General features: G+C 71.4%; 18 protein-coding genes. 5 read left to right on the forward strand and 13 right to left on the reverse strand.

All coding sequences use genetic code 11. The features are described 5' to 3' along the window. The first annotated feature begins 100 nt into the window (after positions 1 to 100). The gene (locus tag OG892_RS09095; protein WP_328867405.1) at positions 101 to 763 is read left to right on the forward strand and encodes a TetR/AcrR family transcriptional regulator; all 663 of its coding nucleotides are present in this window, start codon (positions 101 to 103) and stop codon (positions 761 to 763) included. Positions 764 to 813: 50 nt separating this feature from the next. Here the strand turns inward: OG892_RS09095 and OG892_RS09100 are convergent, their stop codons facing one another. From OG892_RS09100 to OG892_RS09120, 5 genes are all read right to left on the reverse strand, one after another. Continuing rightward, positions 814 to 1,851 (reverse strand): CU044_5270 family protein, encoded by a 1,038-nt coding sequence (locus OG892_RS09100; protein WP_371628879.1) that lies wholly within the window; start codon positions 1,849 to 1,851, stop codon positions 814 to 816. After that, positions 1,848 to 2,504, reverse strand: a complete 657-nt coding sequence (locus tag OG892_RS09105; RefSeq protein WP_371628880.1) for an RNA polymerase sigma factor — start codon at positions 2,502 to 2,504, stop codon at positions 1,848 to 1,850. The genes OG892_RS09100 and OG892_RS09105 overlap by 4 nt, the downstream gene beginning before the upstream one ends. Positions 2,505 to 2,699: 195 nt before the next feature. Next, on the reverse strand, positions 2,700 to 5,204 hold the full coding sequence (pepN, locus tag OG892_RS09110) for an aminopeptidase N (RefSeq protein ID WP_371628881.1): 2,505 nt from the start codon (positions 5,202 to 5,204) through the stop codon (positions 2,700 to 2,702). Positions 5,205 to 5,324: 120 nt separating this feature from the next. Then, complete coding sequence (locus OG892_RS09115; protein WP_371628882.1) at positions 5,325 to 5,663, reverse strand: chorismate mutase; 339 nt, start codon at positions 5,661 to 5,663, stop codon at positions 5,325 to 5,327. A 45-nt stretch (positions 5,664 to 5,708) separates the two neighbouring features. Beyond that, the gene (locus tag OG892_RS09120; RefSeq protein ID WP_073735465.1) at positions 5,709 to 6,587 is read right to left on the reverse strand and encodes an AraC family transcriptional regulator; all 879 of its coding nucleotides are present in this window, start codon (positions 6,585 to 6,587) and stop codon (positions 5,709 to 5,711) included. Between the two features lie 445 nt (positions 6,588 to 7,032). Here OG892_RS09120 and OG892_RS09125 point away from each other — a divergent pair, with 445 nt between their 5' ends. From OG892_RS09125 to OG892_RS09135, 3 genes are read left to right on the forward strand one after another with little or no spacing between them, the layout of a single operon-like run. Continuing rightward, positions 7,033 to 8,844: a beta-galactosidase gene (locus OG892_RS09125; protein WP_371628883.1), complete on the forward strand. Its 1,812-nt coding sequence runs from the start codon at positions 7,033 to 7,035 to the stop codon at positions 8,842 to 8,844. A 51-nt stretch (positions 8,845 to 8,895) separates the two neighbouring features. Continuing rightward, entirely contained in the window at positions 8,896 to 9,804 is a 909-nt protein-coding gene (locus OG892_RS09130) for a hypothetical protein (protein WP_371628884.1), read from the forward strand. Between the two features lie 51 nt (positions 9,805 to 9,855). Beyond that, entirely contained in the window at positions 9,856 to 10,854 is a 999-nt protein-coding gene (locus OG892_RS09135; protein WP_371628885.1) for an ankyrin repeat domain-containing protein, read from the forward strand. Positions 10,855 to 10,922: 68 nt separating this feature from the next. On the opposite strand, the gene OG892_RS09140 is transcribed toward OG892_RS09135, so the two are convergent. The 5 genes from OG892_RS09140 to OG892_RS09160 all read right to left on the reverse strand — a co-directional run bounded on the left by OG892_RS09140 (position 10,923) and on the right by OG892_RS09160 (position 15,115). Further along, positions 10,923 to 12,497, reverse strand: coding sequence for a DEAD/DEAH box helicase (locus tag OG892_RS09140; RefSeq protein ID WP_328867398.1), 1,575 nt, complete (start codon positions 12,495 to 12,497; stop codon positions 10,923 to 10,925). Positions 12,498 to 12,740: 243 nt separating this feature from the next. Beyond that, complete coding sequence (locus OG892_RS09145; RefSeq protein ID WP_015607926.1) at positions 12,741 to 12,944, reverse strand: cold-shock protein; 204 nt, start codon at positions 12,942 to 12,944, stop codon at positions 12,741 to 12,743. Between the two features lie 304 nt (positions 12,945 to 13,248). Continuing rightward, positions 13,249 to 13,860: a TetR/AcrR family transcriptional regulator gene (locus OG892_RS09150; RefSeq protein ID WP_073735469.1), complete on the reverse strand. Its 612-nt coding sequence runs from the start codon at positions 13,858 to 13,860 to the stop codon at positions 13,249 to 13,251. Positions 13,861 to 13,921: 61 nt separating this feature from the next. Continuing rightward, positions 13,922 to 14,428, reverse strand: a complete 507-nt coding sequence (locus OG892_RS09155; protein ID WP_328867397.1) for a pyridoxamine 5'-phosphate oxidase family protein — start codon at positions 14,426 to 14,428, stop codon at positions 13,922 to 13,924. An 81-nt stretch (positions 14,429 to 14,509) separates the two neighbouring features. Next, on the reverse strand, positions 14,510 to 15,115 hold the full coding sequence (locus OG892_RS09160) for a HutD family protein (protein ID WP_371628886.1): 606 nt from the start codon (positions 15,113 to 15,115) through the stop codon (positions 14,510 to 14,512). Positions 15,116 to 15,269: 154 nt separating this feature from the next. On the opposite strand from OG892_RS09160, the gene OG892_RS09165 reads away from it, so the two are divergent. After that, positions 15,270 to 16,193, forward strand: coding sequence for a rhomboid family intramembrane serine protease (locus OG892_RS09165; RefSeq protein WP_371628887.1), 924 nt, complete (start codon positions 15,270 to 15,272; stop codon positions 16,191 to 16,193). 111 nt (positions 16,194 to 16,304) lie between these two features. Here OG892_RS09165 and OG892_RS09170 read toward each other — a convergent pair whose 3' ends face one another. The 3 genes from OG892_RS09170 to OG892_RS09180 form a co-directional block, all read right to left on the reverse strand. Continuing rightward, positions 16,305 to 17,765 carry a glutamate synthase subunit beta gene (locus tag OG892_RS09170; RefSeq protein WP_328867394.1) on the reverse strand — a complete coding sequence of 487 codons (1,461 nt, stop codon included), beginning with the start codon at positions 17,763 to 17,765 and terminating at the stop codon, positions 16,305 to 16,307. After that, entirely contained in the window at positions 17,758 to 22,317 is a 4,560-nt protein-coding gene (gene gltB / locus OG892_RS09175; RefSeq protein ID WP_371628888.1) for a glutamate synthase large subunit, read from the reverse strand. Before gltB ends, OG892_RS09170 begins: the two co-directional genes overlap by 8 nt. Positions 22,318 to 22,732: 415 nt before the next feature. Continuing rightward, complete coding sequence (locus OG892_RS09180) at positions 22,733 to 23,467, reverse strand: VIT1/CCC1 transporter family protein (RefSeq protein WP_073735475.1); 735 nt, start codon at positions 23,465 to 23,467, stop codon at positions 22,733 to 22,735. Between the last annotated feature and the right edge of the window lie 171 nt (positions 23,468 to 23,638).

Here is a 23,638-nt window from a genome sequence, read left to right on the forward strand (position 1 = left end):
CCGCTTGCCGACGGCCCGGCATGCCCATGTACCCATTATGCACGCGGTGCGTGCAACACCAAGTGCGTACGTTAGGCTGGGAGCCGACGAGAGGAACGGGATGGCAGGGAGAAGGCGCTGGTCGACCGAGGAGATCCTGGACGCGGCGGCGGAGTTGCTGCGCACGGGCGATGCCGAGTCGTTCAGCGTGCGCAAGCTGGCCGCGGTCCTCGGGACCGATTCCTCCAGCCTCTACCGGCATTTCCGCAGCAAGACCGAACTGCTGCGCGCGGTCGCCGACCGGATCCTGCTGGCCGCCATGGACGGCTACCGCCCCGAGGGTGACTGGAAGCAGCGCATCACCGCCCTGGGTCTGCGGCTGCGGGAGGCCTTCGGCCGGCAGCCCCAGCTCGCCGCGGTCTGGGGGCGCTACGCGTCGAGCGGCGCCGGTTCCCGGCTGGTGATGGAAGCGGTGCTTCAGGACCTGCGGGCGTCGGGCCTGCCCGACGAGGAGATCCCGGCGCACTACCACCGGATCGCGGTCCTCATCTCCGCACTGGTCGCCTCGGAGGCGGGGGTCAGCACGATCACCCCTCAGGAGTACGACCAGGGCATGGAGCTGTTCCGTGTCGCGGTGCTCGGCGCGGACCCCGAGCGCTTCCCCGCCCTGGCGCACTTCGCCCGTGACGTCCGCCCCCTCGGGGTGGACCGCCGCGAAGCGTTCGTGGAGCTGCTGGCCGCCCAGCTCGCCCAGGTGGAGGCCTCGGCGGCCCGTACCCGCTGAAGGGCCGTCCCGCAGGGCGCACGGGACGGCCGTGACCGGGCTGTGCGGCCTCAGTCCAGGTAGGCGTCGTACTGCTCGACGTCACCGGGTTCGAGGCGCATCTTCGGGTCGGTCCTGATGCTGGAGAGCTCGGTGCCCAGGATGCGGCCGGTGTGCTCGTCGAGGATGACCGTCCAGCGCACCGTCCCCTTGAAGTCCGCGGCGTATGCCTGGCCCTGGCGTCCGGCACGGTCCCTGACCGGGCCGATGGCACGCAGGCCGGGCTGCTCGGCGAGCAGTCCGTCGATCGCGGCCGTCTGGGCGGGGCCCGGCGTCCACTCACGCAGCAGCGCCTCCAGGGAGTCCACCGTCCAGTACGCGCTGCCCCGGGTGTCGGGGTTCTCCTTCGCCAGGTAGTCGGCGAGGCCGTCGACGGTGGTCGGGGGGGTGTTCACGTAGGAGGCGGACTCCTCCCACGAACCTGCCGGCAGGTGCGTGCGGTGGACGACCCGGCCGTCCTCGATGTCCTCTGCCTCCCCGCTGCCGTCGGCGTTGTAGCGGTCACGGGATTCGGTCACCGGCACCTGTTCCGGCTCGTGCTTCCCGTCGTCCCACAGCCCCATGGCCCACTCCCGGCGGTGGGTCCCCCGGCGCGCGGCGCCGTCGGAGCCGGCGAGGGCGGTGGCCCGCTTGGCGACGGTGGCGAGCGGCACGGTGGCCCGGGAGCTCTCCACCTTGAGCGGGGCGGGCGCGGCGACGGCCGTCTGACCGCTGCTGCCGGTGACGGCGAACCCCGCCACGGTCGCCGCGACGACGGCGGCGGCCACCCCGAGGGACATCGACCGGCCGGTCGTCAGCCGGCCGAAGCCCGACGGGCGGCCAGCGGCGGAACGGGACTTGAGGGGCTTCACGGTGTCGGACGTGGTGGCCGTGTCGTCGACCGCGTTCATCAGACGCGCTTCGAGCCGCGCGTGGCGGGTGGGCGAGAGCCGGGGGGCGCCGGGGGGCGGGACCATCTCACGCAGTGCGTCGAGCTCGGCGCGGTCCTCGGCCGCCGGACGGGAGGACGGGGTGGCGGTGCCGGAACGGTGCCGGAACAGGGCGTTCATGCGGGGTTCTCCTGGGTGGTTCGGGCCAGAATGCTGTCTACGCGCTGTACTTGTCCGCTGCCTCCGGGGAGTTCCCGGCCGGATGTACTCCGGGTGCCGTCGGGCCGGGTGGCCGGGTGCCCCACGGAGTCGCGCAGCTTGGCGCGGGCGCGGGACAGCCGGGAGCGCACGGTGCCGACGGGTATGCCCAGGGCCTCTGCGGCGGACGCGTAGTCCAGCCCGCCCCAGACGCACAGGGTGAAGACCTCGCGCTCGGCGCGCCGCAGCCCTTCCAGCGCCGCCTTGGCCGCTGCCAGCTGTTCGGCGTCCGCCAGCCGCCCGGTCACCTCCTCCGCGAAGTCCGGGACGGTGTCGGAGCGCTCCGTCCGGGCCAGGGCTCTGCGGTGGCGTCGGGCCGAACGGGCCGTGTTGCGAGCCACGTTGGTGGCGATGCCCAGCAGCCACGGGCGCAGGCTGTCGGTCTCCTCGGGGCGCAGCCGCTCGCGTGAGCGCCACGCTTCCAGGTAGGTGAGGGAGACGACGTCCTCGGCCGTGGACCAGTTGCCGGTGGACCACAGGGCATGGCGGTACACGGCGTCCGCGTGTTCCCGGAACGCCTCGGCGAGCGCGGCCGGGTCACCTTCTCGGAGTCGGGCAGGGGTTGAGTGAGTCACGTGGATTAATGTCCGACCGGTCCGGCGGGTTCCTGTGACGTGTGTCACCGGGTGGGGTTTCGCGGGCACGGTCCGGGGGCCAGCCCGGCGCACCACGGGCTGTGCCCGGCCCGTCCGGCGCACCACGGGCGGTGCCCGGCCCGCCCTCGGGGTGAGGGCGGGCCGGGCACGGGTGGTGCGGGTTCGTCGGTCCGGTCAGTGGGCGTCGCGGACGGCGAGGGCGCGGCGCAGGTCGTCGATCTGGTCGGCGAGCTTGCGGCGCAGTGCGGGGATCAGGGCCTGGTCGGTGAGTGCTTGTTCGCCGAGGTGGAGGCTGTGGGCGTCGACGGCGTACGCGGGGAAGGCGTAGCGTCCGGCGGCTTCCGCGATGGCGGGTCCGCGGCGGACGGCGAGCTGGGTCGCCTCGGGGTAGTAGCGGGGTACGTAGGCGCTGACGAGGTCGGTCTGTTCGGGCTGCCAGAAGCCCTGGGCGATGGCGGTGAAGAGGTAGTTGGAGAGGCTGTCGTCGGTGAACATGGCCTGCCAGGCCGCGGCCTTGGCCTCGGGGGTGGGCAGGGCGGCGCGGCAGCGGGCGGCGCCTTCCTGGCCGGTGGCGCTGGGGTCCTGGTCGAGTTCGGCGGCGATGGCGGTCTCGTCGACGGCGCCGAGGACGGCGAGGCGGGTGAGGGTGCGCCAGCGCAGTTCGGCGTCGAGTTCGGGTCCGCCGGGGACGGTGCCTTCGGTGAGCCAGCCCTGGATGGCGTCGGGCTGGGTGGCGGCGTCGATGAGGTGGCGGACGGCGATGAGGCGGAGGCCGGGGTTGCTGCCGTCCTCGGTGCGGCGGATGAGGTCGCGGCACAGGGCGGTGAGGGTGGTGAGGGCGGCGGGGCGGTCGTCGGGGCTGAGGTAGCGTCCGGCGATCTGGGTGGTGGCGAAGGTGAGGACGCCCTGCTGGAGTGCGAGGTCGGTTTCGTGCGGGAGGTGGGTGCGGGCGGCCTCGATGTAGGTGGTGGGGGCGAGTTCGCCGTCGCGGACCATGTCGCGGGCGGTGTTCCAGATGACGGCTCTGGTGAGGGCGTCGGGGATGCCGGAGAGGCTGCGCAGGGCGGTGTTCCAGGAGTCCGGGTCGAGGCGGACCTTGGCGTAGGTGAGGTCGCCGTCGTTGAGGACGACGAGGGCGGGGCGGCGGCCGGGCCGGGTGGTGGGGGCGTCGTCCTGCGGGATGCCGATGTCGAAGCGGTCGCGCGGGACGAGCCGGTCGGGCCCGGACTGGGTGTCGATGGCGTGGTCGTAGGTGCCGACGGTGATGCGGTGGGGGCGGGTGCCCCGGTGGTCGACGGTGAGGGACCAGGTGGTGTCGGCCTCTTTGATGTGCGGGGTGAGGGTGTCGACTCCGGTGGTGCGCAGCCACTGGTCGGCCCAGGCGTGGACGTCGCGGTCGGTGGCGGATGCCAGGTTGTCGATGAAGTCGGCCAGGGTGGCGTTGGCGAACTTGTGGCGGGCGAAGTGGGTGTTGATGCCGGCCAGGAAGTCCTTCTCGCCGAGCCAGGCGACGAGCTGGCGCAGGGCGGAGGCGCCCTTGGCGTAGGAGATGCCGTCGAAGTTGAGCATCGCGGAGGCGGTGTCGGGGACGGCGGCGGGGTCGGGGGCGACGGGGTGGGTGGAGGGGCGCTGGTCGGCGTCGTAGCCCCAGCCCTTGCGGGCGACTCCGAAGTCGACCCAGGTGTCGGTGAAGCGGGTGGCTTCGGCGAGGGTCTGGTAGCCCATGTACTCGGCGAAGGACTCGTTGAGCCAGATGTCGTCCCACCAGGCGAGGGTGACGAGGTCTCCGAACCACATGTGGGCCATCTCGTGGGCGATGACCATGCCGCGGGTCTGGCGCTCGGTGTCGGTGACGGCGGAGCGGTAGATGAACTCGTCGCGGAAGGTGACGAGGCCGGGGTTCTCCATGGCGCCCGCGTTGAACTCGGGGACGAAGGCCTGGTCGTAGGAGTCGAACGGGTAGGGCTCGTCGAACTTCTCCTGGAACCGGTCGAAGCAGGCCCGGGTGATGTCGAGGATCTCGTCGGCGTCGGTGTCGAGGTGGGGGGCGAGGGAGGCGCGGCAGTGGATGCCGAAGGGCAGTCCGGCGTGTTCGGTGGTCACGGAGTGCCAGGGGCCCGCGGCGACGGCGACGAGGTAGGTGGAGATCGGCGGCGTGGGGGCGAGGGTCCAGCGGCCGTCGCCGGTGTGTTCGGTGATGCCGTTGCCGAGGACGGTCCAGCCTTCGGGGGCGGTGACGGTGAGCTCGAAGACGGACTTGAGGTCGGGCTGGTCGAACGCGGCGAAGACGCGCTGGACGTCCTCCATGAAGAGCTGGGTGTAGACGTAGGTCTCGTTGTCGGTGGGGTCGGTGAAGCGGTGCATGCCTTCGCCGGTGCGGGAGTAGCGCATGGCGGCGTCGACGCGGAGTTCGTGTTCGCCGCTGGTCAGGGCGGTGAGGGGGAAGCGGTTGCCGTCGAGGTCTGCGGGGTCGAGCGGCTGCCCGTCGAGGCTGATCGAGCGCAGGGTGGCGGGCTTGATCTCGACGAAGGTGTCGCCGTCCGTGCGGGCGGTGAACCGGATGAGGGTACGGGAGTCGAAGGTCTCGTCCCCCGCGGTCAGATCGAGGTCGATCGTGTACCGCTGTACGTCGAGGAACTGGGCTCGGGTCTGCGCTTCGTCGCGCATCAGTACGGACATGGCCCCATGCTGCCGTATGCGCTGTGCGGGATGCAGGCGGGTTCGCGGCGGGCTGAGCGGGGGCGGGGGCAGGGCGAGGGGGCGACGGGGCGCCGGGGCGACGGAGCCCCGGCGGCGCGCTCAGGTCCTGACGTCGGTGTCCGTGCCGTGCGCCGATTCCTCCGCGATGCGTTCGTGGTGGCGGATGACCTCGGCCACGATGAAGTTCAGGAGCTTCTCGGCGAACGCCGGGTCCAGGTGCGCGCTCTCCGCCAGCTGCCGCAGCCGGGCGATCTGGCGGGACTCTCTGGCCGGATCGGCGGGGGGAAGCTGGTGGGCGGCCTTGAGGTGACCAACCTGCTGGGTGCATTTGAAGCGCTCGGCCAGCATGTGGACGACAGCCGCGTCGATGTTGTCGATGCTCTCTCGCAGCCGGTTCAGCTCGGCGCCTACGGAATCGTCGATGTTGCTCGTGGTCATGGTCATCGAGCTTAGAGCCTGTCCGGCGGGCGGACTACGGGTGGACTACGGAGTGATCGTCGGCGGGTGGTCCGGGTCCGGCACCCGGTCGCTCCAGCCGCCCGGCACGCTGCGGCCCTGCTGCTCGCGGAAGCGGACCGGCGCGGTGCCGACGCGGCGGGCGAACAGCCGGGAGAAGTAGGCCGGATCGTCGTATCCGACGCGGCGGGCGACGGCCGCGACCGGCAGGTCGCTGGTGGCGAGGAGTTCCTTGGCGCGGCCGAGCCGGATGCCGAGGAGGTAGTCCTTCGGGCTGCACCCCGCGCCGCGCCGGACGGCCGTGCGCAGTTCGGCGGCGGTCATCCCGTGCCGTGCGGCGTGCTCGGCGACGGTGAGCGGCTGGAAGGCGTCCCGGGCCATGGCCTGGAGTACCGGGTCCCCGTCGGGGCTGACGTCGGCGCGGGCCCGGCGCAGGGCGACGAGCAGTTCGTGGACGGCGGCGCCGGTCTCCACTTCGAGCAGCGGGTTGCCGCGCCGGGCCGCCCGGACCATGCGGCCGATGGCGGCGCGGGGTGCCGCCGTGTCGGAGAGCGGGACGAGGGGGCGGTCGGGCTCGATGTAGCCGAGTTCGGTGTACGTGGTGGTGGCGGGTCCGGTGAAGTCGACGAAGCTCTCGTCCCAGCCGGTGGCGGGGTCGGCGCCGTAGTGGTGCGGGGTGCCGGGGGTGAGCCAGATCAGGCTGGGTCCGGTGACCGGTGTCCGCCGCCCGTCGGGCCCGGCGAACCATCCGGTGCCGGAGTTGATGACGACGGCGACGTGGTGGTCCAGGGTGCGGGGGCCGACGGTGGGCAGTGTGCCGTGCTGGAGGCCCACGCCGAGGCAGACGAGGCCGAGGCGGTGGTGAAGTGGGCTCGGGGTGAAGAAGCGCATCCAGGTGTGGTACATCGGCCTTCGCTCCCCCGTTCTCGCATCCTGGTTCTCGCGTCCCGCGGCGCCGGTGAGGTGCCGCTTGCGGACGGCGTCGCTCCGGGCGGCGCTGCGTCCAAACAGCAATGATCTTTGTCCATGGACCGGCCGCACGCCAGGGGGTGAGGCTGGGGCGTGTCGTCAAACTGCCGTCGTTGCCCGGAGGGCGGCCGGGCGGCGTCAGGTGCGTGCTCTCGGCGTGCCGGCCCCAGACCCCTGTACTGGATGTACCGGGGTCTGGGGCCGGTGCGGCGAGAGTGCGTGCATGGCGTCGCCCGGCAGACGGCAGTTTGACGACACGCCCCAGGTCGCGACATTCCTCCCGGGTTCGCCCGCTCCGTCACACGTGCCGCGTTCCGGTGGCCCGTACCCGGTCGCGGAGCACGGCGTTCCGGGACCGCCCGCACAGGAGAGAACGAGCACGATGGCTGACTTCACGGTGGGCGACGACGACCACTTCCGGTTCGACGGGCGGCCCGTACGGCTGCTGTCGGGTGCACTGCACTACTTCCGGGTGCACGAGGCGCAGTGGGATCACCGGTTGTCGATGCTGCGGGCGATGGGTCTGAACTGCGTCGAGACGTATGTGCCGTGGAATCTGCACGAGCCGCGACCCGGCCGGTTCCGGGACGTGGGGGCGCTGGGCCGGTTCCTGGACGCGGCCCGGCGGGCCGGTCTCCGGGCGATCGTCCGCCCGGGTCCGTACATCTGCGCGGAGTGGGAGAACGGCGGTCTGCCGGTGTGGGTGACGGGGCGGTACGGCCGGCGGGTGCGGACCCGTGACGCGGGTTATCTGGAGGCGGTACGGCGGTGGTTCGCCGAACTCCTGCCCCAGGTCGTGGAGCGGCAGATCGACCGCGGCGGTCCGGTGATCATGGTCCAGGCGGAGAACGAGTACGGGAGTTACGGCACCGATCAGGACTATCTGCGGCAGGTGGCCGCGATGCTCGTCGAGTACGGCGTGAGCGTGCCGCTGTTCACCTCCGACGGGCCGGAGGACCACATGCTCACGGGCGGTTCGGTGCCCGGTCTGCTGGCGACGGCGAACTTCGGCTCCGGGGCGCGTGAGGCGTTCCGGGTGCTCCGGAGCCATCAGGACAAGGGTCCGCTGATGTGCATGGAGTTCTGGTGCGGCTGGTTCGAGCACTGGGGCGCCCCCGCTGTCGTCCGCGATCCGGAGCGGGCCGCGGAGGCGTTGCGGGAGATCCTGGAGTGCGGGGCGTCGGTCAACATCTACATGGCGCACGGCGGGACGAACTTCGGCGGCTGGGCGGGCGCCAACCGCGCGGGCCCGCTCCAGGACCAGGAGCTCCAGCCGACGGTGACGTCGTACGACTACGACGCGCCGGTCGACGAGTACGGGCGGCCCACGGAGAAGTTCTGGCTGTTCCGGGAGGTCCTCGCCCAGTACGCGGAGGGGCCGCTGCCGGAGCTGCCGCCGGAGCCCGCCGGGCTTGCCGAACCGTTGCGGGCCGAGCTGACCGGCTGGGCGCCGCTGCGGGACGTGCTGGAGGCGCTCGGGGACGAGGAGCAGCCGGAGTCCGGTGTTCCGCCCACGTTCGAGGAGCTGGGTGTGGACCGCGGCCTGGTGCGCTACCGGGTCTGTGTGCCGGGTCCCCGACGGCCGTACGCCCTGGGGGTGTCGGGCCTCCGGGACCGGGCGGTGGTGTACGTGGACGGTGTCCGCCGGGGCGTTCTGAGCGAGGAGGACGGCACGCTCGATGAGCCGGTGGCCGGTCCCGCCGAGGTCGAACTGTGGGTCGAGTCGCTGGGCCGGGTCAATTACGGACCGCGCCTCGGTGAGGCCAAGGGGATCACCGGAGGTGTGCTGCACGAACGGCAGTTCCTGCACGGCGTACGGGCGCGGGCGCTGCGGCTGGACGCGTTCGAGGACGCGGCGGCGGTGGCCGGTGTCCCGTTCGTCCCGCTCGACGGTTCGGGGCGCGGCGGCCTGTACCGGGGCTCCTTCGAGCTCGCGGACGCGGCCGGCACCGGGCACGCGGGCCTCGAACTGCCTGGCTGGACGCGCGGGTTCGTCTGGGTGAACGGGTTCTGCCTGGGTCGGTACTGGTCGGCGGGCCCGCAGCACACGCTGTACGTACCGGGCCCGGTACTCCGGGAAGGGCGCAACGAGGTGTGGGTGCTGGAGGTGGAGGCCGCGGGCGCGCCGTACGCGGAGCTGGGCCCGGGGCTGCCGTCCCGGAGTGCGGCGGACACGCCCCGGGGTGTTTCCTGAAAGGCCCGCTACTGTGGGCGGGAGCCGAGTGGTACGGACGGGGGTGAGGGTGTGAGCGACAGCCCCCACGGCAGCCCGGTGGTGCACGGCTTCCCGCACCTGGACACCGTGCACTCCGCGATCACCGCGCTGTACCGGCGGCTCTCGTACGACGGTGTGCACCGTTTCGCGCCGAGCCTGCTGCCCGTGGACGCCGCCTTCGCGGACGCGGACGATCTGCATCTCGGCGCGCAGCGCGTGGCGCGGGCGATGGTGCGGCACCTGCGGCTGCCGGACGCCCGGATGGTCGTGGCGTTCCGTGCGATGGAGCATGCGGGGAGTGTCGAACTCGCGGCCGGTCCGGAGTACTTCATCGAGCTGAACGACCGGTTCCGCACCCACCGCAGGGACATCGGGGCCGCGCTGTCGCACGAGGTCACGCACGTGCTGCTGCACCGGCTCGGCCTGGAGTTCCCGGGGACCCGTGACAACGAGATCCTCACCGACACCGCGGCCGCCTATCTGGGGGCGGGCTGGCTGCTGCTGGACGCGTTCCGGGAGGACGCCACTTCCAGTCAGAAGCTCGGCTACCTCACCCCGGAGGAGTTCGGGTACGTACTGGCCAAGCGGGCTCTCGCCTTCGACGAGGACCCCTCGCCCTGGTTCACCAGTCCGCAGGCCTACACCGCGTACACGAAGGGCCGGGCCCGCGCCCTTCGCGAGAGCCTGCTGCCGCCGCTGACGGCGGCCGGCTGGGCGGGCCGGCGCCGGTACGCCAAGGACCGGCGGTACGCCCAGGACCATCCCGGTGCGGCCTCGGCTCCGGGTCCCGAGCCCCCGTACGCCTTCGAGACGGGCCGGGACGGGCTGCGGGTCGCCTTCGCGTGCCCGACCTGCCATCAGCGCAACCGGGTGCCGGTGCGCGGCCGGGTGCGGGCCAGGTGTGCGCTGTGCCGCACGGTGCTGGACTGCACGACCTGAGCCGCCGCCGCCCGCAACGGGCCTTGGCGCGAAAGGTATTACAGTCGAAATGTGACGGAAGATCCGATGACGCGGGCGTATCCGGCGGTGGACGGGCAGAGCCTGTTCGACGCCGTGTACGAGGGCGAGGACGCCGTCGTGCGGCTGCTCCGCGCCGGGGTGCCCGTGGAGTCGTCCGACGAGGACGGGGCGAGCCCGCTGTACCTGGCCGCGGTCTCGGACCGGCCGGGCGTGGTGCGGCTGCTCCTCGCCGCGGGCGCCGATCCGGACCGGGCCTGTGGTCCGGAAGCGGGCGACCTGCCGGTCTGCGGGGCGGCGTGCGGCGGTCACACCGAGGTGGTCGAGGCGCTGCTGTCTGCGGGCGCCCGGCCGGATCTGCGCGAGCAGTTCGGGTTCACGGCGCTGCGCTGGGCGGTGGGGCTCGGCCACGCGGGGACCGCGCGTACCCTGCTGGCCCACGGCGCCGACCCGTGTCTGCCGGGGCCGGAGGGCGAGGCGCCGCTCTTCCTGGCCGCCCGCAGGGGCTCCCTGGAGACGGTGAGGGCGCTGCTGCACCACGGTGCGGGGGCACCGGAGGGGGCGTTGGAGGAGGCGCTGGACGAGGCACGCCGGATGCTGGACGTGGACCTGGAGCAGGATCTGCGCGGCGGACTGCTGGAGGCGTACGGGGACACGGACGCGCACCACGTATCGGTGCGCCGTGCCGTCGTCGACGGCGGGGAGACGCTGACGGTCGAGCTGGTGCGCGGGAACGGGGAGCCGTTCGCGGGCCAGGACCAGCAGACGGGGCACGGCGCGATCGCCACGCTCCTGGAGAACGAGCTGGGGCTGTCGGCCCCGTTCGAGGAACTGGCCCGGCGGGCGCTGCGCTCCGGTGGCCCGGAGCTGGACAACTGGCACGCCGCCGCGGAGGCGCTGCGCGAGCGCGGCGACGAGGAGACCCGGCAGGCGGCGGCCGCGTGGTGCGCGGCGGGCGATCCGCTGCGCCGGGCGTTCGGCGCGGATGTCCTGGCACGGCTGGGGGCACAGACAAGCCCGTCCGGCGATTGAGGACGAAGCGTCACCCGGGTGCTCCCGGGCCCCGCTTACGTCCTCAACGCCGGACGGGCTGAATTTCGCTACGCCGCGCGACGCCCGCGCGCGGGCGCACCGCTGCGGCCGGAGCCGCCGGAGCGACCCGCACCCCCGGTACCGCCGGCGCCTGCGGCGCCACCGGCTCCACGACGGCCACGCCCGCGCGTGCCCGAGCGGAAACCGCCGCCGGTACCGGACCCGGTGGAAGCGGACCGGGTGCGCGGCTTCGGCTGGGTGGGCTGCGGGATCTCGACCACGATGGCGATGCCGGAGGGCTCACGCGCGCCGGTGATCCGGGCGAGCTCCTCGTCGGTGGACTTGATCCGGGTGGTGTGCGGCGCGATGCCCGCGTCCTGCATCAGCCGGGTCATCTCCCGCTTCTCCTCGGGCAGCACCAGCGTGACGACGCTGCCGGACTCCCCGGCGCGCGCCGTGCGCCCGCCGCGGTGGAGGTAGTCCTTGTGGTCGGTGGGCGGGTCGACGTTGACGACCAGGTCGAGGTCGTCGACGTGGATGCCGCGCGCTGCCACGTTCGTCGCGACGAGCGCGGTGACCTGGCCGTTCTTGAACTGGTCCAGGGTGCGGTTGCGCTGCGGCTGCGAGCGGCCGCCGTGCAGGGCCGCGGCCCGGACACCGCTGGCGAGCAGCCGCTTGGCGAAGCGGTCGGCGGCGCGCTTGGTGTCGACGAACATGATCACCCGGCCTTCGCGGGCGGCGATCTTCGTGGCGACTGCCTTCTTGTCGGTCTCGTCGAGCACGTGGAGCACGTGGTGCTCCATGGTGGTGACGGCACCGGCGGACGGGTCGACCGAGTGCACGACGGGGTCGGTCAGGAACATCTTGACCAGCCGGTCGATGTTCTTGTCCAGGGTCGCGGAGAAGAGCATCCGCTGCCCGTCCGGCTCGACCTGCTTGAGCAGGGCGACGACCTGCGGCATGAAGCCCATGTCGGCCATCTGGTCGGCCTCGTCGAGGACGGTGATGGCGACCTGGTCGAGGCGGCAGTCGCCGCGTTCGATGAGGTCCTTGAGCCGGCCCGGCGTGGCGACGAGCACCTCGGCGCCCCGGCGCAGGGTGCCGGACTGCTTGCTGATCGACATCCCGCCGACGACGGTGGCCATCCGCAGGTTGACCGAGGTGGCGTAGGGCGTCAGCGCGTCGGTGACCTGCTGGGCGAGCTCGCGGGTCGGGACGAGGACGAGGACGAGCGGCGCCTTCGGCTCGGAGCGCCGTCCGGCGGTGCGGGCCAGCAGCGCGAGGCCGAAGGCGAGGGTCTTGCCGGAGCCGGTGCGGCCCCGGCCGAGGATGTCCCGGCCGGCCAGCGAGTTCGGCAGGGTGGCGCCCTGGATCGGGAAGGGGTCGGTGACGCCCTGCGCGGCAAGGGTTTTCAGCAGGGCGGCGGGCATGTCCAGCTCGGCGAACGCCTCGACGGCGGGCAGTGCGGGGGTCATGGTTTCGGGCAGGGCGAACTCACCCTGCGGCGGCGTGGCCTTGCGACGCGGCGACGCCTTGCCGGATCCCTTGCCGGAACCCTGTGCGGTTGCCTTTGCCTGGGCCGTGCCACGCCCCCTCGACGGGCGATTGCGGGCGGGACGGTCCTGACGTTCGGAGCGGGTCATACGGAATTGCCCTCCTGGGGATTCCTGGGAACTACGTGGGACTGCTGGGACTTTTTCCAGGGCCCGCGCGGAATGCGGACTGCTGCACGCGGCGCGCGGGGGCCCGGGACACCCGGGGTGCTTCGTCGCACCCGGTGCGGGGCGCCCGTGGGCGCCCGGAACGTACGTATTCCCAGGGACAGCACAAGCCGGGACCCGCACCTTCACGGTGCGGGCCCCGGCTGCGAGGTACGCGTCCGGCAATTAGGCCGGGACGATGTTCTCCGCCTGCGGGCCCTTCTGGCCCTGCGTGACGTCGAAGGAGACCTTCTGGCCCTCCTGGAGCTCACGGAAGCCCTGGGTGGCGATGTTGGAGTAGTGGGCGAAGACGTCAGCGCCGCCGCCGTCCTGCTCGATGAAGCCGAAGCCCTTTTCCGAGTTGAACCACTTCACGGTTCCAGTAGCCATGTCATTCTCCTAAAACAGGTGCAGTGCCGGAAATCCGCACTTTACGAATTCCAAGTCGCCGCATTGAGCCCCACCCGGAGAAAGCCGGAAAACAATAAAGCGCCTGAGGAAGCATTCCCGTCAGGCGCACATAAAGTTCATGGGTACCAAAACTGCAACCGGACCACCGTAGCACGATCTGCCGACCAGCGGTGGGACACGCCACGCCGCCGGCCGGCTGTTTTCCGGGTGAACCCATGGGGCGCAAGGGCCGGAGCCGTTCGAAGATCGTCGAAGAGAAGACCGTCGAGGCCTCCGGACCGCCTCAGCCGCGCAGCGCGATCCCGTCCAGGACCATCGACAGGTACTGGCGGGCGATCTCCTCCGGGCTGTGCTGTCCGCCCGGCCGGTACCAGGAGGCGGCGACCCAGACGGTGTCGCGGACGAACCGGTAGGTGAGGCGGATGTCGAGATCGGCACGGAAGACCCGGTCCGCGACGCCGCGCTCCAGGGTGCCGAGCCAGGCCTTCTCGAACTTCTGCTGGGAGTCGACGAGGTACTGGAACCTCGGCTGGGCCGCCAGGTGCTGGGACTCCTTCTGGTAGATGGCGACGGCGGCACGGTGCCGGTCGATCTCGCGGAAGGACTCGGTGACGAGCGCCTCGATGGTCTCCCTGGGGCCGAGCCCGGCGGCGAGCACCGCGTCGTACCCCTCCCACAGCTCGTTCAGGAAGGTGGAGAGGATTTCGTCGACCATCGATTCCTTGGAATCGAAGTGGTAGTAGAGGCTGCCCGCGAGCATTCCGGCCGCGTCCGCGATCCGGCGGACGGTCGTGGCGTTGTATCCCTGCGCGGCGAACACCTCCGCGGCGGTGGCGAGCAGCTCGCCGCGCCGCTCGGGGGAAGGCGTCGCCTGTGGCTTCTTCTTGGTAGGCACCCGTCCATTCTCCGCCCGGGGAACGGTGCCACGGCCACCGCGTCACCCTTCCCCCGGCCGGTCAGGGCGCTGTCGTCGTCGATCCGTCGTCGTTGCCCCTGCGGATCGTGCGTACCGGGCGGCCGGGGCGCCAGGACTGGATGACCATGGTGTCGCCGCCCTCGAGTCCTACGCGTACCACCTCGGTGAGCTCCACCCGGAAGAGGTGGAAGGGCTCCGGCGGCGTCACCTCGTCGATGAACCGGGCCAGCACCTCGGGGTCTGTCACCTCCACGGCCCGGCCGGAGATCCGGGCGTCCCCGTCGGCCATCTCGGCGCCGGGGCCCGGATTGGCGTGCACCGCGAAGCGGGGGTCGCGGCGCAGGTCCAGCGCCTTGCGGGAGTTCGGCATCATGCCGAGGAACGGCTCGCCCAGCCGGAACTCCACTTCGAGGCCGGTCACCCGGGGTGAACCGTCCTCTCGTAGGGTCGCCAGGACGTGGTGCTTGTACTGCTCGAAGCGTCGGCGCACGGTGTCGGCGAAGTCCGGCTCCGCGGTCCGGAAGTCTGCCCAGGAGTTCGATGTCATGAGTTCATCGAACTCCGTAATCCCGACAGCTCCTGTCCGGATTCCTCCGGCGGTTGTCCCGGACCACCCGTTCGGATGCCGTCAGGTGCCGTCCCCGGCTGTCCGCCGGCCGCCGGGCCCGTGTCCCGACAGCGTGATCAGCGCCGCGTACCCGTACGTCCGCAGTACGCACGACGCGCGGCCGTGCAGCGACACCGCGTCGTAGCGGCCGAGTCCGGTGTCCGTACCGTCGATGTCGGCGCCGTCCTCCAGCGCCACGGCCAGCACCGCCCCGCCCTCGGGCGCCGCGAGCCGCAGGGTGCCGCGTACGACCGCCACCTCGGCCCGTACGCGGTCCCTGCGGTGCATCACGTTGAGGTTGACGACCGGGCCCGCCAGCAGCCGTCCGCCGGTCTCCACGTCGCCCGGGAAGCCGTGGGGCCAGTACGGCTCGTCGACGATGTGGTGCTCCCCGTCCACCATGAGGTCCATCCCGGCGCCCTCCACCACGGTCAGGGTGCGGTCCACGCCGGGGAACGCGGAGAACGGCCCGTCCTCGGTGACGTCCGCGAGGCTGACCCGCCAGTCGAAGCCGTCGCCCGCCGGACCGGGCGCCGCGGCGATCTCGCGGGTGACTCCCCCGCCGTTCTTCCAGGGGGCCGGCACCCGGCCGGCCGCGCGCAGGATCCGGAACGCCTCGGAGGTCATGGGGGTGCTCCGGTCTCTACGGGGGCAGGGACACCGAGCCTAAGGGTTGTCCCGCAGCCACCTGCTGGTCCGCGGTCCCCCGGGGGTTCGCTATCTTGATCGCCGCCGCCCCCCACCGGCCGCTCTCGCCCGTTCACCGATGAAGGAGCCGGCCATGGAGGCCGCCATCACCACGTGCTACCGCCACCCCTCGTACGAGACGTACGTGAGCTGTACCCGCTGCGAGCGCTTCATCTGTCCGGACTGCATGCGTGAGGCCTCGGTCGGCCACCACTGCGTGGAGTGCGTGAAGGAGGGGCGGCGTTCGGTCCGGCAGGCGCGGACGGTCTTCGGCGGGACGGTGGCCAGGAGCACGGTTCCGCTCGTCACCTATGTGCTGATGGGCCTGAACATCCTGGTGTACCTGGCCGAGCTGGTGCGCCCGGGGATCGTGGACCGGTTCGGGATGACGGGTGCGGAGCTGACCGGTCCGGACGGCGTCAGGTACGTCTACGAGAGCGGCGGCATCCCCGGCTTCGACGTGACCGGGGTGCTGGGCGGTGAGTGGTACCGGCTGCTGACCGGCGCATTCCTGCACCTGCCGCCCGACGGGTCCGCCCTCGGCTCTGTGCCGTTCGGGGTGCTGCACATCGTCTTCAACATGTACGCGCTGTGGAACCTGGGCCGGGTCGTCGAGGAGCAGCTGGGCCGGGTCCGCTTCCTCGCGCTGTACCTGCTGTCCGCGCTGGGCGGTTCGGTTCTGGTGTACCTGGTCGCGCCGCAGGAGACCTCGGTGGGCGCCTCCGGCGCGGTCTTCGGGCTCGCGGCGGCCTTCTACGTGATCAGCCGGCGGCTGGGCCGGGACATGCACGCGGTGAACAGGTTCCTGGCCGGGTTCCTGGTGTGGATGGTGGTCTCGGCCGGGTTCACGTCGTGGCAGGGCCATCTGGGCGGGCTGCTGACCGGTGCGCTGGTGACGGTGGTCTACGCGTACGCCCCGGCGGAGCGGCGTACCTCGGTCCAGGCGGCCGGGTGTGTGGTGCTGTCCGCGGTGCTGGTGCTGCTGGTGGTCCTCAAGACGTCGGCGCTGACGGGCTGAGCGTGACCGGCCCGGGATGCGCCACGGCGCCTGCCGAATCGTCCGGTCGGGGACGGGCAGGCGCCGCGTTCAGTTCCGTACGCCGTTGTACGGGACGTCTGTGTGCCGTGATCAGACCATCATGGAACGGTCCGTCGGGCGGATCGGGGCCGGCAGTGCGCTGGCCCCGGTGAGGAAGCGGTCCACGCCGCGTGCCGCGGAGCGGCCCTCGGCGATGGCCCACACGATGAGGGACTGGCCTCGGCCGGCGTCACCGGCGACGAACACGCCGTCGACATTCGTAGCGTACTGGTCGTCGCGGGCGACGTTGCCACGGGCATCGAGTTCCAGGCCGAACTGCTGGACGAGGCCGTTGGCCTGGTCGGTGCCGGTGAAGCCCATGGCGAGGGTGACCAGCTGCGCCGGGATGACCCGCTCGGTGCCGGTCTTCTGCTCCAGCTTGCCGTCCTTGAACTCCACCTCGATGAGGTGGAGGGACTGGACGTCGCCGTTCTCGTCGCCCTCGAAGTGGGTGGTGGAGACGGAGTAGATCCGCTCGCCGCCCTCCTCGTGCGCGGAGGTGACCTTGTAGAGCATCGGGAAGGTCGGCCAGGGCTGGTTGGCGTTCCGGTCCTCGCCCGGCCGGGGCATGATCTCCAGCTGGGTGACGGAGAGCGCGCCCTGCCGGTGGGCGGTGCCGACGCAGTCGGCGCCGGTGTCGCCGCCGCCGATGACGACGACGTGCTTGCCCTCCGCGGTGATCGGGGAGACCGTCAGGTCGCCCTCCTGCACCTTGTTGGCGAGCGGCAGGTACTCCATCGCGAAGTGCACGCCGTTCAGCTCGCGGCCCGGTACGGGCAGATCGCGGGAGACGGTGGCACCCGCGGCGATGACGACGGCGTCGTAGCGGCGGCGCAGCTTGGCGGCGTCGACGTCCGTGCCGACCTCGACCTCGGTGCGGAACTTGGTGCCCTCCGCGCGCATCTGCTCGATGCGGCGGTTGATGTGCGACTTCTCCATCTTGAACTCGGGGATGCCGTACCGCAGGAGGCCCCCGATGCGGTCCGCGCGCTCGTAGACGGCGACCGTGTGGCCGGCCCGGGTCAGCTGCTGGGCGGCGGCGAGCCCGGCCGGTCCGGAGCCGATGACGGCCACGGTCTTGCCGGAGAGGCGCTCGGGCGGCTGCGGGGTGACGTCGCCGCGGTCCCACGCCTGGTCGATGATGGAGACTTCGACGTTCTTGATGGTGACGGCCGGCTGGTTGATGCCGAGCACGCACGCCGACTCGCACGGGGCGGGGCAGAGCCGCCCGGTGAACTCCGGGAAGTTGTTCGTGGCGTGCAGGCGCTCGGACGCGGCGGTCCAGTCCTCGCGGTAGGCGTAGTCGTTCCACTCGGGGATGAGGTTTCCGAGCGGGCAGCCCTGGTGGCAGAACGGGATGCCGCAGTCCATGCAACGGCCGGCCTGCTTGCTGATGATCGGGAGCAGCGAGCCCGGAACGTAGACCTCGTTCCAGTCCTTGACGCGCTCATCCACGGGGCGGGTCTGGGCGACCTCGCGGCCGGTGGTCAGGAAGCCCTTGGGGTCAGCCATTGGTCGCCGCCTCCATCATCTTCTCGGTGGTCTCCTGCTCGGAGAGACCGGCGAGCTCAGCGGCGTCCTTGGCGGCGAGCACTGCCTTGTAGGTGGACGGGATGATCTTGCTGAAGCGGGTCACGGCGGTTTCCCACTCGGCGAGGAGCTTCTCGGCGACCGTGGATCCGGTCTCCTCCTGGTGGCGGCGCACGACGTCGTGCAGCCACTGCCTGTCGGTGTCGGAGAGCTCCTCGACCGCGCCGAGGTTCCCGACGTTGACGTGGTCGCGCTGGAGGTCGATGACGTAGGCGACGCCGCCCGACATGCCGGCCGCGAAGTTGCGTCCGGTCTCGCCGAGGACGACGGCGTGTCCGCCGGTCATGTACTCGCAGCCGTGGTCGCCCACGCCCTCGGAGACGACCGTGGCGCCGGAGTTGCGGACGCAGAAGCGCTCGCCGGTGCGGCCGCGCAGGAACAGTTCGCCGCCGGTGGCGCCGTAGGCGATGGTGTTGCCCGCGATGGTGGAGTACTCGGCGAGGTGGTCCGCGCCCCGGTCCGGGCGGACGATGACGCGGCCGCCGGAGAGGCCCTTGCCGACGTAGTCGTTGGCGTCGCCCTCCAGGCGCAGGGTCACACCGCCGGGGAGGAAGGCGCCGAAGGACTGGCCCGCGGAGCCGGTGAAGGTGATGTCGATGGTGTCCTCCGGCAGGCCCGCGCCGCCGAACTTCTTCGTGACCTCGTGGCCGAGCATGGTGCCGACGGTCCGGTTGATGTTGCGGATCGCGATCTGCGCGCGGACCGGCTGGGCGGCCTCTGCGCTGTCGGCCTTCAGGGCGTCGGCGGCGAGCTTGATCAGCTCGTTGTCCAGTGCCTTGTCCAGTCCGTGGTCCTGCTCCGCGATCTGGTGGCGGACGGCGCCGTCGGCCAGCTCGGGGACGTGGAACAGCGGGGCGAGGTCGAGGCCCTGGGCCTTCCAGTGCGTGATCGCCCGGTCGGTGTCGAGCAGCTCGGCGTGGCCGACGGCCTCCTCGATCGAACGGAAGCCGAGCTCGGCGAGGATCTCGCGGACTTCCTGGGCGATGAACTCGAAGAAGTTGACGATGTACTCGGCCTTGCCGGAGAAGCGGTCCCGCAGGACCGGGTTCTGGGTGGCGATGCCGACGGGGCAGGTGTCCAGGTGGCAGACGCGCATCATGACGCAGCCGGAGACGACGAGCGGCGCGGTCGCGAAACCGAACTCCTCGGCGCCCAGCAGTGCGGCGATGACGACGTCGCGGCCGGTCTTGAGCTGGCCGTCGGTCTGCACGACGATGCGGTCGCGCAGGCCGTTGAGCAGCAGCGTCTGCTGGGTCTCGGCGAGGCCGAGCTCCCAGGGGCCGCCCGCGTGCTTCAGCGAGGTCAGCGGGGAGGCGCCCGTTCCGCCGTCGTGGCCGGAGATGAGGACGACGTCCGCGTGGGCCTTGGACACACCGGCGGCGACCGTGCCGACGCCGACCTCGGAGACCAGCTTCACGTGGATGCGGGCCGCCGGGTTGGCGTTCTTGAGGTCGTGGATCAGCTGGGCCAGGTCCTCGATGGAGTAGATGTCGTGGTGCGGCGGCGGGGAGATCAGGCCGACACCGGGGGTGGAGTGCCGGGTCTTGGCGACCCACGGGTAGACCTTGTGGCCGGGCAGCTGGCCGCCCTCGCCGGGCTTGGCGCCCTGGGCCATCTTGATCTGGATGTCGTCCGCGTTGACCAGGTACTCGCTGGTGACGCCGAAGCGGCCGGAGGCGACCTGCTTGATGGAGGAGCGGCGCGCCGGGTCGTAGAGCCGGTCGGCGTCCTCGCCGCCCTCGCCGGTGTTGGACTTGCCGCCCAGCTGGTTCATGGCGATGGCGAGGGTCTCGTGCGCCTCGCGGGAGATCGAGCCGTAGGACATGGCGCCGGTGGAGAAGCGCTTGACGAGTTCCGAGACGGACTCGACCTCTTCGATGTCGATGGCCTCGCGGTCCGAGGTGAAGCCGAACAGGCCGCGGAGCGTCATCAGCCGCTCGGACTGCTCGTTCACCCGCTCCGTGTACTGCTTGAAGATGTCGTAGCGGCGGTTGCGGGTGGCGTGCTGGAGGCGGAAGACCGTGTCCGGGTCGAACAGGTGCGGTTCGCCCTCGCGGCGCCACTGGTACTCGCCGCCGATCTCCAGCGCGCGGTGCGAGGCGGAGATGCCGGTGGCCGGGTAGCCCTTGGCGTGCCGGGCGGCGACCTCCTTGGCGACGACGTCGAGTCCGGCGCCGCCGATCTTGGTGGCGGTGCCGTTGAAGTACCGGTCGACGAAGGACTGGTCGAGGCCGACGGCCTCGAAGACCTGGGCGCCGCGGTAGGAGGCGACGGTGGAGATGCCCATCTTGGACATCACCTTCAGGACGCCCTTGCCCAGTGCGTAGATCAGGTTGCGGATGGCCTGCTCGGCCTCGATGCCCTCGATGAAGGTGCCGGCCCGGACCAGGTCCTCGACGGACTCCATGGCCAGGTACGGGTTGACCGCGGCGGCGCCGAAGCCGATCAGCAGCGCGACGTGGTGGACCTCGCGGACGTCACCGGCCTCGACCAGCAGGCCCACCTGGGTGCGCTGCTTGGTGCGGATGAGGTGGTGGTGGACGGACGAGGTGAGCAGCAGCGAGGGGATCGGTGCGTGCTCGGCGTCGGAGTGCCGGTCGGACAGGACGATCAGGCGGGCGCCGTCCTCGATGGCGGCGTCTACCTCGGTACAGATCTCCTCGATCCGTGCGGCCAGCGCCTCGCCGCCGCCGCCGACCCGGTAGAGGCCGGAGAGCGTGGCGGCCTTCATGCCCGGCATGTCGCCGTCGGCGTTGATGTGTATGAGCTTGGCCAGCTCGTCGTTGTCGATCACCGGGAACGGGAGCGTGACGCTGCGGCAGGCCGCGGCGGTCGGCTCCAGGATGTTGCCGGCCGGGCCGAGCGTGGAGCGCAGCGAGGTGACGAGCTCCTCGCGGATGGCGTCCAGCGGCGGGTTGGTGACCTGGGCGAACAGCTGGGTGAAGTAGTCGAAGAGCAGCCGGGGCCGGGCGGACAGCGCGGCGATCGGGGAGTCCGTGCCCATGGAGCCGAGCGGTTCGCCGGCGGTGCGGGCCATCGGGGCGAGGATGACGCGGAGCTCTTCCTCGGTGTAGCCGAAGGTCTGCTGGCGGCGGGTGACGGAGGCGTGCGTGTGGACGATGTGCTCCCGCTCGGGGAGGTCCTCCAGCTCGATCTCGCCGGTTTCCAGCCACTCCTGGTAGGGCTGCTCGGCGGCGAGGGACGCCTTGATCTCGTCGTCCTCGATGATGCGGTGCTCGGCGGTGTCGACGAGGAACATCTTGCCGGGCTGCAGGCGGCCCTTGCGGACGACCTTGGCGGGGTCGATGTCCAGGACGCCGACCTCGGAGGAGAGCACGACGAGTCCGTCGTCGGTGACCCAGTAGCGGCCGGGGCGCAGTCCGTTGCGGTCGAGGACCGCGCCGACCTGGACGCCGTCGGTGAAGGTGACGCAGGCCGGGCCGTCCCAGGGCTCCATCATCGTGGAGTGGTACTGGTAGAAGGCGCGCCTGGCCGGGTCCATGGAGGCGTGGTTCTCCCATGCCTCGGGGACCATCATCAGCACCGAGTGCGGCAGCGAGCGGCCGCCGAGGTGGAGGAGCTCCAGGACCTCGTCGAAGGAGGCCGAGTCGGAGGCGTCCGGGGTGCAGACGGGGAAGATCCGGTCCAGCTGCTCCGTGCCGAAGAGGCTGGAGGCGAGCTGGGACTCGCGGGCCTTCATCCAGTTGCGGTTGCCCTTGACCGTGTTGATCTCGCCGTTGTGCGCGACGAAGCGGTACGGGTGGGCGAGCGGCCAGCTCGGGAAGGTGTTCGTGGAGAAGCGCGAGTGGACCAGCGCGACCGTGGTGGCGAAGCGGGCGTCGGAGAGGTCCGGGAAGAACGGCTCCAGCTGCCCGGTGGTGAGCATTCCCTTGTAGACGATCGTGCGGGCGGAGAGCGACGGGAAGTAGACCCCGGTCTCACGCTCGGCGCGCTTGCGCAGCACGAAGGCCTTGCGGTCCAGGACGATCCCGGTGCTCTCGCCGTCCGCGACGAAGAGCTGCCGGAACTCGGGCATGGTGGCGCGGGCGCCCTTGCCGAGGATGTCGGGGGTGACCGGGACGTCGCGCCAGCCGAGGACCTTCAGGCCCTCTTCGGCGGCGATCTTCTCAAGGCCCCGGACGGCCGCTGTGGAGTCGTCCGCGGGCAGGAATGCGATGCCGACGGCGTAGGCACCGGCCTCGGGGAGGTCGAAGGGGACCTCTGCGCGCAGGAAGGCGTCCGGTACCTGGAGCAGGATTCCGGCTCCGTCACCGGAGTCGGGCTCGGATCCGGTGGCGCCGCGGTGTTCGAGATTGCGCAGTACGGTCAGCGCCTGCTCTACCAGCTCGTGGCCGGCCACACCGGTCAGAGTGGCCACGAACCCGACGCCACAGGCGTCGTGCTCGTTGCGGGGGTCGTACATCCCCTGCTGGGCGGGGCGACCGTCCATGGGCGACCAGGCGTCGGTGCGCATCGGCTCTCCCGTCGTCGTCGTGGCATATGAACAGCCGAGGGACGACTCTGGCCCTCTGCGAAATTTCGTGCAGATTACATGATGGGACGCTTCTCAAGAAGCGGATAGCTCGTTCCAACATACGGACACCGCTGATGGCGGTGGAGGGGGTCGCAGTCGGAGGATCGGCGCCCGGGAGACCGCAGAGAGCAGGCGTCGTTGCCTGCGGTGTCTACGGCTCATGCCCGGCGGAAGCGGAAACGAAACCGCCGGGTAACGACTACTTATGTGTAGCCCTGCATAGAGTCTCATTTTACGTCGCGTGAACACGTTCCGCCCAGTGGCGCTGATCAGGACGTACGTCACACGGATGACGCACACGTTACGGGCCGGGACCGTGGTTCCGGTCCCGGCCCGCACCAGCGGCAGCAGCGGCTCAGCCGCCGACGGCGACGCCGAACAGCATGCCCAGGCCGTAGGTGAGCGCCGCCGCCGCGCCGCCGAGCACCAGCTGCCGCAGTCCGCTGAACCACCAGCTGCGGGCCGTGACCCGGGCGACCACCGCGCCGCAACCGAAGAGCCCGACAAGGGCCAGCAGCACCGCCGGCCACAGCGCGTCCGCGCCGAGCAGGTACGGCAGCAGGGGCAGCAGGGCGCCCAGCGCGAAGGCTCCGAAGGAGGAGACGGCGGCGACGAGCGGCGAGGGCAGGTCGCCCGGGTCGATGCCGAGCTCCTCGCGGGCGTGGATCTCCAGGGCCTGCTCCGGGTCGCGCGACAGCTGCCGGGCGACCTCGCGGGCGAGAGCGGAGTCGACACCCCGGGACTCGTAGAGCTCCGCGAGCTCCCGCTCCTCGTCCAGCGGATGCTTGCGCAACTCCCGCCGCTCGACGTCGAGTTCGGCCTCCACCAGCTCACGTTGCGAGGCGACGGAGGTGTACTCGCCGGCCGCCATCGAGAAGGCCCCGGCGGCCAGTCCGGCAAGACCGGTGATCACGATCGTGCGGTGCGAGACATCACCGCCCGCGACGCCGGTCATCAGGGCGAGGTTCGAGACGAGACCGTCCATGGCGCCGAAGACCGCCGGCCGCAGCCAGCCACCGTTCACATCGCGGTGGGTGTGGTTGTCCCGGTGCGCCTCGTGCAGTACGGCGTCGGTCTCGATGATGGACACAGCTCTCCCCTTCTCCCGGAGCGGTGTTCACCGCTCCGGCCCCGTTCGACACCATCGAAAGTACGCACGAAAAACGGCCCCCGCCAGCAAGGCAGGCCGTACTTACCACTGTCTGTGACCAGGTAGGTACGGCTTGCCTTGCTGTCCGAAGGCCGTCATCCGAGTGGCCCT

The sequence above is a fragment of the Streptomyces sp. NBC_00341 genome (assembly GCF_041435055.1).
Classification (GTDB): domain Bacteria; phylum Actinomycetota; class Actinomycetes; order Streptomycetales; family Streptomycetaceae; genus Streptomyces.

Excerpts from the sequence above, each read along its gene's own strand:
- OG892_RS09100 (WP_371628879.1), bottom strand. The coding sequence starts at position 1,851 with ATGAACGCCCTGTTCCGGCACCGTTCCGGCACCGCCACCCCGTCCTCC.
- OG892_RS09125 (WP_371628883.1), top strand. The coding sequence starts at position 7,033 with ATGGCTGACTTCACGGTGGGCGACGACGACCACTTCCGGTTCGACGGG.
- OG892_RS09095 (WP_328867405.1), top strand. The coding sequence starts at position 101 with ATGGCAGGGAGAAGGCGCTGGTCGACCGAGGAGATCCTGGACGCGGCG.
- OG892_RS09115 (WP_371628882.1), bottom strand. The coding sequence starts at position 5,663 with ATGACCACGAGCAACATCGACGATTCCGTAGGCGCCGAGCTGAACCGG.
- pepN (WP_371628881.1), bottom strand. The coding sequence starts at position 5,204 with ATGTCCGTACTGATGCGCGACGAAGCGCAGACCCGAGCCCAGTTCCTC.
- OG892_RS09140 (WP_328867398.1), bottom strand. The coding sequence starts at position 12,497 with ATGACCCGCTCCGAACGTCAGGACCGTCCCGCCCGCAATCGCCCGTCG.
- OG892_RS09160 (WP_371628886.1), bottom strand. The coding sequence starts at position 15,115 with ATGACCTCCGAGGCGTTCCGGATCCTGCGCGCGGCCGGCCGGGTGCCG.
- OG892_RS09165 (WP_371628887.1), top strand. The coding sequence starts at position 15,270 with ATGGAGGCCGCCATCACCACGTGCTACCGCCACCCCTCGTACGAGACG.
- OG892_RS09155 (WP_328867397.1), bottom strand. The coding sequence starts at position 14,428 with ATGACATCGAACTCCTGGGCAGACTTCCGGACCGCGGAGCCGGACTTC.
- OG892_RS09145 (WP_015607926.1), bottom strand. The coding sequence starts at position 12,944 with ATGGCTACTGGAACCGTGAAGTGGTTCAACTCGGAAAAGGGCTTCGGC.
- OG892_RS09170 (WP_328867394.1), bottom strand. The coding sequence starts at position 17,765 with ATGGCTGACCCCAAGGGCTTCCTGACCACCGGCCGCGAGGTCGCCCAG.
- OG892_RS09120 (WP_073735465.1), bottom strand. The coding sequence starts at position 6,587 with ATGTACCACACCTGGATGCGCTTCTTCACCCCGAGCCCACTTCACCAC.
- gltB (WP_371628888.1), bottom strand. The coding sequence starts at position 22,317 with ATGCGCACCGACGCCTGGTCGCCCATGGACGGTCGCCCCGCCCAGCAG.